General features: G+C 75.0%; 6 protein-coding genes. 2 read left to right on the forward strand and 4 right to left on the reverse strand.

Translation table 11 applies throughout. The features are described from left to right. The first annotated feature begins 143 nt into the window (after positions 1–143). Complete coding sequence (locus ABZ809_RS07875) at positions 144–2573, forward strand: AAA family ATPase (RefSeq protein ID WP_357561687.1); 2430 nt, start codon at positions 144–146, stop codon at positions 2571–2573. 55 nt (positions 2574–2628) lie between these two features. Next, positions 2629–6093 carry a BTAD domain-containing putative transcriptional regulator gene (locus ABZ809_RS07880; RefSeq protein WP_357561688.1) on the forward strand — a complete coding sequence of 1155 codons (3465 nt, stop codon included), beginning with the start codon at positions 2629–2631 and terminating at the stop codon, positions 6091–6093. Here ABZ809_RS07880 and ABZ809_RS07885 read toward each other — a convergent pair. The 4 genes from ABZ809_RS07885 to ABZ809_RS07900 all read right to left on the reverse strand — a co-directional run bounded on the left by ABZ809_RS07885 (position 6063) and on the right by ABZ809_RS07900 (position 14322). Continuing rightward, positions 6063–7637, reverse strand: a complete 1575-nt coding sequence (locus ABZ809_RS07885; RefSeq protein WP_357561689.1) for a protein kinase — start codon at positions 7635–7637, stop codon at positions 6063–6065. The genes ABZ809_RS07880 and ABZ809_RS07885 overlap by 31 nt on opposite strands. A gap of 197 nt (positions 7638–7834) precedes the next feature. Then, complete coding sequence (locus tag ABZ809_RS07890; protein WP_357561690.1) at positions 7835–10624, reverse strand: hypothetical protein; 2790 nt, start codon at positions 10622–10624, stop codon at positions 7835–7837. A 45-nt stretch (positions 10625–10669) separates the two neighbouring features. Next, the gene (locus ABZ809_RS07895; protein ID WP_357561691.1) at positions 10670–10978 is read right to left on the reverse strand and encodes a YbaB/EbfC family nucleoid-associated protein; all 309 of its coding nucleotides are present in this window, start codon (positions 10976–10978) and stop codon (positions 10670–10672) included. 11 nt (positions 10979–10989) lie between these two features. Beyond that, positions 10990–14322 (reverse strand): right-handed parallel beta-helix repeat-containing protein, encoded by a 3333-nt coding sequence (locus ABZ809_RS07900; protein WP_357561692.1) that lies wholly within the window; start codon positions 14320–14322, stop codon positions 10990–10992. Positions 14323–14326 lie beyond the last annotated feature (4 nt).

Consider the following 14326-nt stretch of genomic DNA (forward strand, 5'->3'; position numbering starts at 1 on the left):
TGCCGTCACGGATGGTGGACAATCGGCAGGTGGGGAGTAAGCGGGTGGGGCGTTCAACGAGATTCCGCCGGTAGCGGGGTGCCAGACGCCCCCGACCGTTTCGCGGGGCTTCAGGCACTCGAAGCAGCGAGCTAAGGGCAGCCATGTCAGCGGAGCAGGTGGGGATCGACCTCCGTTTGTTGGGTCCGGTGCGAGCCTTGCGGGACGGGGCCGAGCTCGTGCTCGGCTCGGCACGTCGCACAGCCGTACTCTGCGTGCTCGCCCTGCACACCGGGCAGGGTGTCTCCCGCGACCAGCTGGTCAGCGCCGTCTGGGGTGCGGACGCGCCGCCCAGCGCGACCGGCAACATCTACACGTACGTCTCCACGCTGCGTCAGATGCTTGAGCCGACCCGGAGCCGGTGGACGGCGGGACGGCTGTTCAGCTCGGGCGGCGGCACCTACCAGCTGCATCTCTCGCCGGACTCCGTCGACGTCCTCAGATTCCAGTCGCTGCGCGAGGCGGCCCAGCGGCAACGCTCCGCCGGGCACACCGACGCCGAACTGGCCACCGTGGCGGCGGCCCTGCGCCTGTGGCGTGGCGAGGCGCTCGCCGGGGTCCCCGGGCCGTTCGCCGAGGGACAGCGGCTGCGCCTGGCCGAGCTGCGGCTCGCCACCACCGAGCGGTACGCCGAGCTGCTGACAGGCAGCGGCCGCCACGGGGAGGCCGCCCAGCTTCTGCGCGAACTGTCGACGGCCCATCCGCACCGGGAGGACCTGCGGGACAGACTCGCCGGGCTGCCGGCGGCGGGCCGGCCCGCGAGCCGATCCGTCGTGACAGGCGGCGGTGTGCCGGCCGTCGGCGTACCGGTCGCCAATGGTCGCGTCGAGCCGGCCGGCGGGTCGGAGCTCCCTACCGGAGGCGTCCCGGTGGCCAAATCCGGGCCCGGTGTCCGGACCGGCGCCGACCTGCTGCTCGGCCGCGGCGCGGTACTGCACCGGCTGCGCCGGGCCTTGACCGAGGTCGCCACCGGGCGGGGCGGCAGCATCCTGCTCGAAGGTCCGGCCGGCATCGGCAAGACGGCCCTGCTCACGGCCGCGCTGCCCACCGCGCCGGAGGGGTGCCGCATCGGCTGGGCGGTCGGCGACGAGGTCGCCCGGGATACCCCACTCGGCACCCTGCGCGACTGCGTCGAGTTCGCGCTGGCGGCCGGGCCGGAGCATCCCACGGTGGAGGCACTGGTCGCCGTGTCCGCACGACCCGAAGGGCCCGACGCCGATCAGTCCGCCGGCGCCCACCTCGCCGATCGTGCCGGTGCCGACGGGACGGACGAGGTGGACGCCGAGCGCCGCCGGGCCGCCCGGGCGGACGCCGACGCGGCGGCCCGGGCGGTGGAACTGGTCCGTCGCGCCACGGCCGAGGCACCGCTCATCCTCGTCGTCGACGATCTGCACTGGGCCGATCCGACCACGCTGCGGGCCTGGGCCACGCTGGGCGGGCAGGCGAGCGAGCTACCGCTGCTGCTGGTGGCCGCCGTCCGGCCCGGCGCGGGATGGGCGGCCGAGCAGTCCGCCGCCGAGGTCGTCACGTTGGGCCCGCTCGACTCCGGCGCGGCGGGCGCACTGGTCCGGGCGGTCGCCCCGCAACCGCCCGAGCCCCAGGAGCTGGCCCGGATCCTCGACGATGCCGGCGGGCATCCGGAATACCTGCGGCAGCTCGCCGCGGGCGGGATCGACCCGTTCCCGGAGGCCGGTCTGCTGGCGGCGGTCAGGGCGCACCTCTCGCCGTACCCCGAGGAGACCCGCCAGGTGCTGCGGGCCGTCGCGTTCCTCAGCGCGTACGAGGTGCGGGCGCCGGGCACGCAGCCGGCCGGCTGCACGGTGGCCGAGGTGGGCGCGGCCACCGGGCACCACCTCGACGATCTTGCCCGGCTGCTGGCCCCGGTGCGGGCCGCCGGGATCCTCGCGCCGGGGGACCGGCTGCGCTTCCGGCACCGGGTCGTGGTCCGCACCCTGTGCGGGAGCACGCCGGCCGCGCTCCGGGTCACCCTCTGCCGCCTGTACGCGGGCCGGCTCGCCGCGGCGGGCACGGCGCCCGAACGGGTGGTGGCGCTGATGCTCGCCGGGGATGTCCCGGTCGACGACTGCACCGGCGGCTGGCTGGCCGAGCACGTCGAACGGGTCGCCGAGGCGGCACCGCAGATCGCCATCGCCGCGCTGGCGCAGGCGCATGCCCAGCACGCTCTCGACCCCGCCCGGCGGCTCACGCTCACCGCCTGGCTGGCCCGGCTGCTGCTGCGGGAGGACCGCAACGCCGCCGCCGAGGCCGGCTGGGTCGCCGCGCGTACCGCCGATCCGGAGCTGGCGGGTGAGATGCGCTGGATCGCCGCGCACAGCCACGAGCGGCGGGGCGACTTCGAGACCGCGGCAGAGATCGCCCACGTGGCGTTGCGGGAGCGCCGGATCGGCCCGCGGTGGATCGACCGGCTACGGGCCCTGCTCGGCCGGATCCGGCCGAGCCTGCCGGGCAATCCGACGGAGCCGCACTTGTCCCGGTCCGGGCTCCTCGGCGAGGGAAGGACCACCGTCCCGTGACCGGTGGCCCCGTCCGTCGCGAGGTCCGGTTCCCGTACCCCAATTCGAAGGGTCGATGGTGACCACCGCGGAAGAGCCGCTGCGGGTGTCCGTCCTCGGGCCGGTCCGGGCCTGGCGCGGTGATCGGGAACTGTCGTTGGGGCCGGCCCGGCAACGGCTGGTCTTCGCGTTGCTCGCCGTAGCCGTCGGGCGCGACGTCGGGCGCGACGAGCTGATCGCGGGGGTGTGGGGACCGACGCCGCCGCCCACCGCGGTGGGCAACGTCTACACGTACGTCTCCGGGTTGCGTCGTAGCCTCGGACCCGGCGCGCTGACCTCCGGTCGGGGCGGTTACGCCCTGCGCCTGCGTCCCGAGGACCTGGACAGCGAGCGGTTCGAGGCGCTCAGCGCCGAGGCGGAGCGGCTGGGTGCGGCGGGCGACCGGGCGGCCGCCGTGGCCCGGCTCGACGAGGCGCTGCGGCTGTGGCACGGCGAGGCGTACGCCGGGCTCACCGGTGATCGTTTCGACGCGGAGCGGATCCGGCTCGCCGAACGGCGACTCGGCGCCGCCGAGCGGCGTGCCCGGCTCCTCGTGGAGTTGGGCGACGACGGCGTGGTGGCCGACCTCGCCGTGCTGGTCCGCGACCACCCCCTGCACGAGCCCCTGCACGAGCTGCTGATGCTCGTCCTGCACCGCAGCGGCCGGCGAGCCGAGGCGCTGGAGGTGTACCGGGCGGCCCGGGACACGCTCCGTGCCGAGCTCGGCGTCGAACCGGGCGTCGCCCTCGCCCGGCTGCACGAGATCGTCTCCGGCGCCCCGCCCGGGTCGCGCCCCGATTCTGGGGCACCGGCCCGATCCGAGCCCGTGCACCGGGCGGCGCCGGACGGGCCGCGTCCGCCGGTCCTTCCCGGCCGGGAGACCGAGCTGCGTCGGCTGCGGGAACTGGTGGCGGCGGTCGCCGCCGGTCAGGGCACCGTCGTCTGGGTCGAGGGCGAACCCGGCATCGGCAAGACCGCGCTGCTCCGCGCCGCGTTCGACGACGCGGCCGAGCGAGGCTGCCGGGTCGTCTGGGGGCTCGCTCAGGAGCTGGACCAGGACGTCCCGCTCTCGGCGGTGATGCGGGCGTTGGGACTGCCGGCCGATGCCGCCGCCGGTCACCCACCCGCCGCCGGGCCGGGCGGGATCGCCGGGGTGGCCGGGACCGTCACCCCGGCGACGTCCGAGCGGGTGCTGGCCGAGGTGCGCGCCGCCTGCGCCACCACTCCTCTCGTGCTGGTGCTCGACGGTCTGCACGTCGCCGACCGGTCCGGTGCCCCGTTCTGGGAGCGGCTGGTCGCGGTCACCCGCCGGTCGCCGCTGCTGTTGGTGGCTGCCGCCCGGCTGGAGCCGGGCGCCCGGGACCTGGCGCGGCTGCGCCGCGCCGTCCAGGCCCGGCAGGGTCACCTGCTCCAACTGGAGGCCCTGCCCGAGAGCGTGGTCGAGCAGGTGGTGACCGGTCTGGTGGGCGTGCCCCCCGGGCCGAACCTGGCGAAGGTGGTCGCCATCTCGGCGGGTAACCCCCGCTACGCCCACGAGCTGACCACGGCCCTGCTGCGACGGGACGCGGTGCGGGTGGCCGACGGTAGGGCCGACATCCCCGACTCCACCCCGATCGACGCTCCGCGCCCGCTGCTCGCGATGATCCGCGCCGCCATGGACAGCCTCACCGCCGACACCCAGGAGGTGCTCCGGACGGCCGCGCTGCTCGGTGCCCGGTTCTCCGTCGACGACGTCGGCGCGGTGGCCGGTCGCTCCGCCGTCGACCTGGTGTCGAGCCTGGAGGAGGCGCTCGCCGCGAGGGTCGTCGTGGACGCCGGCACCGACCTGGCGTTCCGGCACCGGTTCCTGCGGCAGATGCTGTACGAGAGCATCCCCGCCCCGGCCCGGTCGGCGCTGCACCGGCACACCGCCGAGGTGCTGGCGAACGGCGGCAGCCCGGTGGGTCGGGTGGCCGAGCAACTCGCCGCGGCGATCTCGACGGTGGACGGCTGGGTGGTGTCCTGGCTGGTAACCCATCACGTCGAGCTGGTCCGCCGGGCACCAGGGCTCGCCGGCGCGCTGCTCCGCCGGGTGCTCGACACCGACCTGCCCGACCCGGGGCAGCGGGAGCGTCTGCTGGTCTCGCTGGTCCGGCTCGAGTTCCGGCACGGTCGGCCGGCACTGGCCGCGGCGCGGGAGGCGTTCCGGCTCGCCTCGGACCCGGCCGACCGCGCCGAGATGCGTCACCTGCTCGCCGCGATGACCCATCGCAGCGGTGACGTCGCGACGGCGCTCGGCATCCTCGAGGAGGCGCTGGCCGACCCCGCCGTACCCGCGCTCTGGCACACCCGGCACCGGGTGCTGCTGGCCAACCTCCACCGGGGTCCGCTCGACGACCTGGACCGGGTGGACCGGACGGCGACCGCGCTGCGCACCGCCGCGCTCGCCGCGAACCAGCCGTACGACGCGGCGTTCGCCCTGCAGACCACCTGGTTGACCAACACCATCCGGCGCGACCACGAGCGGGCGCTGGAGTACGTCGATCGCGCGCTGGACATCATGCGCGACAACCCGGCCTTCAGCGGCCTGTACCTGGACCTGCTCGACAACCGGACGTTCACGCTGCAGAACCTGGACCGGCTGGACGAGGCCGAGCGGACGCTGCGCGAGGCCGCGCTCCTCGCGTTGCGGCACCGGCTACCGGCCGGACTGCACGTCGCCGCGGCGGTGCAGCACTACTGGTCGGGCCGCTGGGACGACGTGTCGTCCGTGGTCAGCGCGGTCACCGAGGACCCGGCCGGGTCCACTCTGCTGGGCACCCGGGAGCCGGGTGCGGTCGCCATGCTGCTGCACGGCGCGGCCGCGCTCGTCGCCGCCCGCCGCGACGACGCCGTGTCGGCCAGCGGGCACCTGGACTCGACCGACCTCACGCCGGCCACCGGGGCCGAGCGCGAGAGCTGTGACTTCCTGCTGGCCGCCCGCGCCCTGATCGCCGAGCAGCAGGGCCGCCCGGAGCAGGCCCTGCGCATCCTCGACCCGCTGCTGGTGCCGGCGTACGCCCCGTTGCTGCTGCGGCACCAGTGGCTGCCCGACACCGTCCGGCTCGCGCTGGCGCTGGATCGACGCGACGTGGCCGAACAGGCGGCGGCCGTCTGTGCCGACGAGGCGGCCAGGGAGGTCCGGCCGGTGCGGGCGCATCCGGCGGCGGCACGATGCCGGGCGCTGCTCACCGGCGACCCGGAGCCCGCGCTGGCAGCGGCGGCGCACTACCGCGCGGTCGGCCGGGTGGTGGAGTTGGCCGCCGCGCTGGAGGACGCCGCGGTGCTGCTCGCCGCCGGTCGGCGTCCGCACGCGGCGGCCCGGGCCGGCGGCGAGGCGGCGGACCTGTATGCCGTGCTCGGCGCCCGGTGGGATCTGCGCCGCGCCCGTCGCCGGCTGGGCGGGTACGGCGTGGACCTCTCCGCCGGCCGGCAGCCGGAGGGGCGGGACGCTCAGCGGACCTCGATCTCGTACAGGGAGTAGCCGTAGTTGCCGGAGCGCTGGGTGCCGTACATCCGGATGTAGCGGCCCGCCGCGCCGTCGGTGGCGATCCGCTCGACCCCGCCCTGTCCCGCCGAGGTGCGGTGCACCGTCGTCCACCGCCGGCCGTCGGGGGAGACCTCCAGCCGGTAGCCGGTGGCGTACGCGTGTTCCCAGCGCAGCACGACCTCGTTTATCTGCCACTGCGCGCCGAGGTCCACGGTCAGCCACTGGTTGTCGCTGAACTGGCTGCCCCATCGGCTCAGGTGGTTACCGTCGACGGCGTAGCCGGCGGCCCACACGTGACTCTCCACGCCGGAGGAGGTCGCGGGTCGACCGAGGGCCAGATTGCGGCCAGAGGTGTTCACCGAGGCCCGCGTCGCGGGGCTGGCCGCGGGACTGGAGGGCTCGTTCCCGGCGGCCGGCGCGCTGCGCGTGCGGGCCGGGGTGGGTACGGCCGAGGGCGGCGGCGTCGGCTCCGGGGCCGGCGTCTGCGCGGACACCGCGCTCGTCGGCGACGGCGGCAGCGGCAGCGACCCGGTGGGCGGCGACGTGACAGGTTCCGCCTCCGGTCGGAGGTCGGTGGTGGCGACCACGCCGGCGACCGTCAGACCGACGAGCACCGGCAGCGCGGCGAGGGCGATCAGCGCCGCCCGCCTGTGGCGGGCCGGCCGGGTCGGACGTTCGGGCACCGCCGCCCGGGGCTGGTCGACGGTGGGCGCCGCCGCCCCGGACCGGGTGCCCAGCAGCATCGCGAGCAGCTCCGGGGCGGTCGGCCGGTCGGCCGGCTCCTTCGCCAACGCCGCGCGTACCGGTTCCTGGAGGGGCTCCGGTAATCCGTCGAGCTGCGGCGGCTGGGTGAGGATGCGCGCCGCGGTGGCGGATGGCGAGTCGCCGTGGAACGGCGTCCTCCCGGTGCCGGCGAAGGCGATCACACAGCCCCAGGCGAACACGTCGGCGGCAGCGGTGACCGGCTTGTCCGACTCGCCCGAGAATCGCTCCGGGGCCATGTAGGCCACCGTGCCGACCATGACGTCGGTGCGGGTGTACTTGCTGGTGACCTCGAACGATCGCGCGATGCCGAAGTCGATCACCTTGGGGCTGCCGGGTGCCAGCAGGACGTTGTCCGGCTTGAGGTCGCGGTGGATGATGCCCGCCCCGTGGATGCCGGTCAGCGCGGTGGCGATCCCCACCGCGAGCGACTGCAACGCGCCACCCCGTAACGGACCGCGTTCGGCGACGACCTCGTCCAGGCTCGGGCCGTCGATGTACTCGACGACCAGGTACGGCGGGTCGTGGTCGAGGTCGGCGTCGAGGAACTCGGCGGTACAGAAGGGTGGCACCTGCCGGGCCCGCTCGACCTCGCCACGGAAGCGCCCGGCGAACTCGGGATCGGTCGCGAGGTCCGGATGGATGAGCTTGATCGCGGCATAGCTGCCGTCGTCACTCTCCGCGAGGTAGACCAGGCCCATGCCGCCCCGGCCGAGGCGGCCGACGAGCAGGTAGTCACCCATCCGCTCGGGGTCGGTCGAGTGCAACGGGCTCACGCGGTACGCCGTGTCGATTGTGTCTCCCTCTTGGACGGATCCGACGGATCCGCGCGAGCGCCTACGCCGGCATCGTCAGGTATATCAAGACATCGACCCGTCGACAACGACACGTACCGTGGCCGGCCAGCGCTCCCGCCGGCGCGGCGGGATGCCGCGCGACGCTGATGCCGACGACCGAGTTTGGCTACGCTCCGTCACGCGATGCCTGGGAGGTGGGTGAGGCGGGGCACCGTCGCCTCGCCGACCCGGCCACGTCGGCCGGTCGCCGTCCATCGGTCGTGACAACGGAGCAGCGAGGTGAGCGCGAGGTCGTCGAAGGGACCGCGCTGGCGGACCGGTTCTTCGGCGGTGAGTTCACGCAGCAGCAGGCGGCCGGGGCGATCCCGATCCGGTTGCGCCACCTCCAGCACCTTGAAGCGGGTACCGGGCAGGAACAGCACCCGGCTGGCGGCGCGATGGTCGTCCGCCGGCTCCAGCAGCCGGGTCCGGCGGGCGGTCATCGACCAGAGCAGCACGTCGACGTTTCCCGGGACGTTCATGGGCGGCTCGGTCAACGCGTGGGTGAACCCCCAGTCCGTCAGCGTCTCCCGCGCGGCGATCTCCCGCAGGTCTTCGCCGGAGAGCGTGGCGGAGAGGCAGGCGGCGCCCCGGTGCGACGGCAGCCGGGCGACCCCGGCCGCCACGCACCGGGCGAAGTACACCGCGTCGCCGGCCGACCCGGCGCGCAGCGCCCGGTCCACGGCCTCGCCCCGGGCCGACAGGTAGAGGCGTACGGCGACCGTGTCGACCAGGGAGTCGCCGCCGGCGTGCAGACGGGGATGCTCGGCGAGCAGCCGGGAGATCGCGCTGGTGGCGCCGTCGAACTCCTGGCCGAACCGTTGTCGCAGCCACGACCGCTCCGCGTCGAGCCCGGTCGAGGTGGTTAGCCCCTGCGCGTCAGGCGCCGGTGTGGTCTGGAACCGCAGGGGTCGCCGGGCGGCATCCGGTCCGCGGGTCGCGCTCTGTGCCGGAACCGCGGCCGGCGGCTCGGCCGGACCGGGTCGGGTGGCGGGATCCCGGTGCGGGGCGGCCGGGCCGGAGGGGGCGGCAGGCAGCGGGTCCGGCCGCGCGGGCAGCCTCGGGCTCGCCGCCGGTGTGGCGGCCGACGGTTCCGGCGCAAGGGGTTTGCCGGTGGGATCGTCCGCCTGTGCGGGCTGGTCCCAGAGCGGGGCGACGACGGCGGGGTCCCCCGGACGGCCGGGCGCCACCCGGACCGGGACCGGCAGATGCGACACGACGACGGGCGGGCGCGACGGGGACCCGACAGGCAGACGCGGCGGGGACACGACGGGCGCGCGCGACGGTGCCGCGACCTCGCCGAGGCAACCGCCGGCCGTTCCCGCCGGCCGGCCGCCGAGCGCCTCGGTGCCCCCGGTGGTGGCTGCGGCGGCGGCCTGCGCGGTGGCGGTGGTGGCGGGCGGCCGCACCGCGACCGGGCCGGGTCCGGCTTCCGGCAGGTCCGCGACGGGCGCGGTCAGGAAGTCGGCGGCAGCGACGTTCGGTCCGCCGGCCACCGCCCGGGTGTCCGACGTCGGCACCCAGGACGGGGACTGTGGCCCGGGAACGGACATCATCGCGAGCGCCTCGGCGGGCGGGGGCGCCACCTCGATCGACTCTCCCAGAGCCAGGTCCGCGGCGGTGAACCGGTAGGTCCGGCCGTCACCCAGGTCGCCCTGGGCGCTGCCGCCGGATCGTCCTCGCCGCCCGGCCGCCACCGCCGACGCGAGGTGCAGGGTGCTGCGGGCCCTGGTCGCCGGATCCAGGCGCGCGGCCAGGTCCTCGGCGAGCTCACGCAGGCGCGGGACGCGGGACGGGACCGTGTCGTCGACGATGAGGGCGTGCCGGGCGGGATCGGCCGGACGGGCCCGGATCCGGCCGGCGGCGCGCGGCGGGTCGTCGGTGCGGATCCAGAGCCCGGACTGGACGATCTCGACGACCGCGTCCGTGGCGTAGCGGTGGACCAGTGGGCCGACCGGGTCTCCGAGCAGCGCCGGGGCGCGGTGGCTGAGGATCCGTGGCAGCTTGGCGGCGGCGCCGGGGGTGGGGCGGGGGGTGAAGGCGAGTTCCCGGACGAGGACCTGCCAGCCGAGGCGTCCGTCCGGCGTGACGGTGTGCATGTGCGTACGGTCGGGGCGCCCGACGGGGACGCCGCCGAAGCAGACGACCGGCGTCTCCAGCACGTCCGCCAGCCGTTGGCCCAGAGCCTCGCCCGCCGGCAGCTGGACCGGCCCGTACTGCACGAACCGGGCGTGTCGCCGGCCGTCCGGGTCGAGTCCGCGCCAGAAGCGGGCGACGTCGTCTATGGCGAGGGGCGGCGTGCCGGGGCAGCCGAGGACGACCGTCATCGCCTCGGGCTGGCAGGGCAGCACGGCCACCAGCCACTGCCAACGGGAACTGACCACGGCCGGATCGCGGGTGTCGCGGATCCACACTCCGCCGGGGATGGGTTCGACGGCGGCCACCGCGCTGGTCGGCCGGAACCGCGTGGCGGCGGCGTCCCAGGCCGGGGCGGGGAACCGCTGGGACTCCCAGGCCGGCGTCCGGCCCGGCCGATACCGCACCCAACCGCTGCCCTCGGCGGCGTGGGCGAAGATGGTCCCGGCCGCCGCGCGGACGGTCCGCCCGTGCGGCGTGACGACCGGACGGCGTAGCCGGTCGCAGAGCCACTGCGCGGCGAGGGCACCGGTGTCGGCGGACGCCCCGCAGACGACGAGCCGGATGCCCCGCCGGCTCCGTTTCAGCGCCGCGGCGACCGACCCCCAGGTGCCGATCGGCAGGTCGTCGTGGAGATCGAGTACGACGATGTCGTTGTCGGGGTCCTCGGCGACCGCCAGGGCCAGCGACCGGGCCTGGACGCTGATGCGCTCGTCGGCGTGCAGGACGAGCGCGTTGCCGACCCGGTGCCGGAAGACCCCCGCCGGCGCCTGGCCGCGAGGGGAGTGCATCATCCTCATTCGACTGGTCCCCTCGTACGCCCGGCACCGCGCCGGTCAGTAGAGATTGATCTCGACTGCGCCCATCTTCTCCTCGGCCAGCGTGGCCGCGTTGGCGGCGGCGGCCCGGATCGACTGGGCGATCGCGTTCTGCAGGGCCGTCACGTCGCGGGTGTCGAACACGGCGGGACTGACCTGCACGGCCCTGAGCTGTCCGAGGCCGCTGGCCAGCACGACCACGGTGCCGTCGGCGGAACTGCCGGTGACCAGGGCGTGTTCGAGACTGGCCTGCGCGCTGCGCAGCCGCTGTTCGAACGCGCGGCCAGCCTCGATCATCTCCTCGCGCGAGGGCTGCGGCTGCGACATGACGTCTCCTCTCAACTGACCGCGGCGAGGCCGCCGTGGTGGCGGGCCGCCAGGACGGCCGGATCGTTGCGGCTGACCAGTCCGTTCAGGTCGGCCAGCGCGAGGGTGCGGGATCCGGTGGACCGGCTCAGGCTCCGGGAGAGCAGGTGGGCGGCGCGTACGGTGCGCTCGGGCGCCCGCGCGGCCAGCCCGGTGAGCGCGGCCCGGACGTCGTCGGGGATCTCGTGGCCGCGCCGCACCAGGTGCCGTGCCACGACCTCCGCCAGTTCGGCGACGGTGAGTTCGGGGATGCTCCACTGCTGCCCGAACAGATCGGTGAGAGTGGGCACCGCGGCCCCGAGCCGGGTCAGCACGGCCGGCTCGGCGGCCAGTACGACGACGGGGTCGCCCAGCCCGGCACGCAGCTGCCCGATCAACGCCTCGACGATCTCCGGTGCGCCGCCGGTGCCGTCGTCGACGTAGTCGATCATCAAGGTGCCGCCGGTCGCGTCCTGGAGCGCGGCCCGGACCAGGCTGTGGACCTGCCCCGGCCACTGGGGCGCGAGGTGCTCGACGGTCGAGACCCGCACCACCTGGCCGACCGCGACCAGGTCCAGTTCGGACAGGGCGGCGGCGTAGAGCCGGACCAGTTCGCCGCGGCCGCTGCCGGGCCCGCCGGCGAGCAGGACGTTGCCGTGTCTGCCGTAGGAGCGGCGGCGGTTACGCAGCTCGCACAGCCGCAACAGGGTCGCGCCGGCAGCCTCGCGGGCGTCCACCGCACCGACCAGCCGGCAGATCCGCTGCCAACTCTGGGTGGCGTTGATCGCGCCGGTCGGGTTCTGGCTCGGGTCGGGGCGGCTGTTCTGCTCGACGGGCAGATCGTCCAACAGCTCCAGTTCGGGGGCGAGGTCCTCGACGGTGAGCCGGTTGATCTGGGTCTCCTTGGTCGGCGGAGTGACCGCCAGCCGGGACGCCTGGTTGTTGATCATCGCCTCGAACAGCTTGCGGGCCACCCGACCGTTGCCGAACGTCGAGGTCCTCGGGGTCCGCTCGAAGTAGGCGGTCAAGCCCTCGACGGCGTCGTCGGTCAGCTCGAAGTAGTGCTTGCGGCACAGGTTCGAAGTGATGGTGACCAGCTCGTCGACCGAGTAGTTCGGGAACTCGATGGTCCGGGTGAACCGGGAGGCCAGACCGGGGTTGGAGGCGAGGAACCGCTCCATCAGTTCCGAGTATCCCGCCACGATCACCACCAGCTCGTCGCGCTGGTCCTCCATGATCTTCATCAGCGCGTCGATCGCCTCCTGCCCGAAGTCCGGGCCCGACCCGCCGGAGCCGGCCGACAGCGTGTACGCCTCGTCGATGAAGAGCACCCCGCCGATCGCCTTGTTGACCAGCTCGGTGGTCTTGATCGCGGTCGAGCCGATGTACTGGCCGACCAGGTCCGCCCGGGCCGCCTCGATCATGTGGCCCTTGGCCAGGATGCCCAGCTCGGCCAGGACCGCGCCGTAGAGCCGCGCGACCGTGGTCTTACCGGTTCCGGGCGGGCCGGCGAAGACCAGGTGCCGGCTCATCGGTGGCATGGGCAGGCCCATCCGCTGCCGGACCTGCGCCATCTTGATCAGGTTGATCAACGCGGTGACCTCCTGCTTCACCCCGCGCAGACCGATCAGGCCGTTGAGTTCACGCAGCGGTCCGCTCAGCTCCCCGTCCGTCGGTTCCGATGCGGCGGGCCCGTCCGGGTCGGGAACCTCGGGGGCGTACCCGGAGCCGACGGGGGCGGGGGAGGTGGGCGCCACGGACTGGGCGGCCCGTCCCGTGGTCAGCGCGGTGACGGTCAGGTGGGCGTCGTCGGCCTGGCGGACGTCCTCGCCACCGCTGTCCCGAGCGACACAGCGGGTGATCGACACCGGCTCCGTGGTGTCCACGTCGAAACCGGCGGCGCCGCTCTCCAGCACCTCGCAGTCGGTGAAGGTGCCCCGGGAGCCGCGCTCCAGCCGTATCCCCGCCTGGCGGGCCCGGCGGATCCGCACCCGGTCGGCGGTCACCGCGCCGGACGCTCCGACCTGAAGGCCGTCCCCCGTCACGTCGGTGCACTCGGCGTCCTGCAGCCGCAGGTCCGCGTCGTCGGCCACCCGCACACCGGCTCCGTCGAGCGCCGCCGACCGCAGGTCCAACGTCGCGCCGGAGCCGACCACGACGCTGGCGGCCGCCGTACCGCTGAACCGGGCGTCGCGGACGGTGCCCCGCGCCGAGTCCCGCAGGTCGAGCGCGACGGCGTCGCCGGCGTCGATCACCAGGTCGGCGCCGTCGAGGCCGGCACCCTCGGTGACCAGCAGCCCGGAGCCGGCGGTGACGGCGAGGCGCAGCCGCCGCACGGTCGTCGAGGCCGCACCGGTCAGCACCGCCGCCAGCTCGCTGCTGCCCCGGATGGTGATCCCCTCGAACCGGGGCGCGCTCCTGTCCTCGACGGTCACGCCGACCGGCGAGTCCAGGAAGACGCAGTCGGTGAACGTCGGCTCCGCCGCACCGGTGACGTGGGCGGCGCTACGCCCGGCGGAGCCGAACGTGCAGCCCCGGAAGGCCGGGGCGGCACCGCCGGCGACGTGTACGGACTGGAAGAGCGCGCCGGTGAACTCGGAGTCCGTGACGACCGCGTCGATCTCGCCGCGCATGAACACGTCGACGTTGGCACTCTCCCGCACCCGCAGGCGGTTGATCCGGGCGTGACCGCGCTGCTCGACCACGAGCGCCGGTTTGCCGGCGGCGGTGATCTCGCACTGCTCGACGACGAGCCGGCCGTCACCGTTCACGCAGATGCTGTTGGCACCGGTCCGCTCCACCGTGCAGCGGCGCAGTGTCAGGGATCCCTGGTCGCTGACCACGATCCCGGAGGTGGCGACGTCGCGGATCACCGTGTCCTCCACCGTGCTCGCGCCCGGCGCGGTCACCACGATCGCGGCACCCGAGGAGGAGCTGACCTCGCAGTTGCGCAGCGCGATCGTGCCCTGCAACCGGGCCAGCAGCGTCACCCAGGCGGTGCCCTCGACGCGACAGCCGTCCAGGGCCGCCTCACCGGCGTACGCGTCGACCACGGCGAGCTTCGGGTCGGCACTCGACAACGAGATTCCCCGCACCTGGGCGCCCTCACCGTGCACGGCCAGGACGCTGCCCTCCTCCACGTGCACCTCGACGTTGGCGCCCGGCTCGGCGGCGATGGTGATCCGGTTGCCGACGACCAGCTTCTCGGCGTACCGGCCGGAGTGGACGGTGATGGTGGCACCCGGCTCGGCACGGGCGACCGCCGCGCCGATCGTGGCGTACGCGCCGGGCTGTCCGCCGCCCACCGTCAGGACCTGTCGACTCATCGCG

This window comes from Micromonospora sp. NPDC047074 (genome assembly GCF_040643815.1).
GTDB lineage: Bacteria > Actinomycetota > Actinomycetes > Mycobacteriales > Micromonosporaceae > Micromonospora.

Bases quoted from the DNA above. Each gene is read 5' to 3' on its own strand.
- ABZ809_RS07875 (WP_357561687.1), top strand. From the start codon at position 144: ATGTCAGCGGAGCAGGTGGGGATCGACCTCCGTTTGTTGGGTCCGGTG.
- ABZ809_RS07880 (WP_357561688.1), top strand. From the start codon at position 2,629: ATGGTGACCACCGCGGAAGAGCCGCTGCGGGTGTCCGTCCTCGGGCCG.
- ABZ809_RS07890 (WP_357561690.1), bottom strand. From the start codon at position 10,624: ATGCACTCCCCTCGCGGCCAGGCGCCGGCGGGGGTCTTCCGGCACCGG.
- ABZ809_RS07895 (WP_357561691.1), bottom strand. From the start codon at position 10,978: ATGTCGCAGCCGCAGCCCTCGCGCGAGGAGATGATCGAGGCTGGCCGC.
- ABZ809_RS07900 (WP_357561692.1), bottom strand. From the start codon at position 14,322: ATGAGTCGACAGGTCCTGACGGTGGGCGGCGGACAGCCCGGCGCGTAC.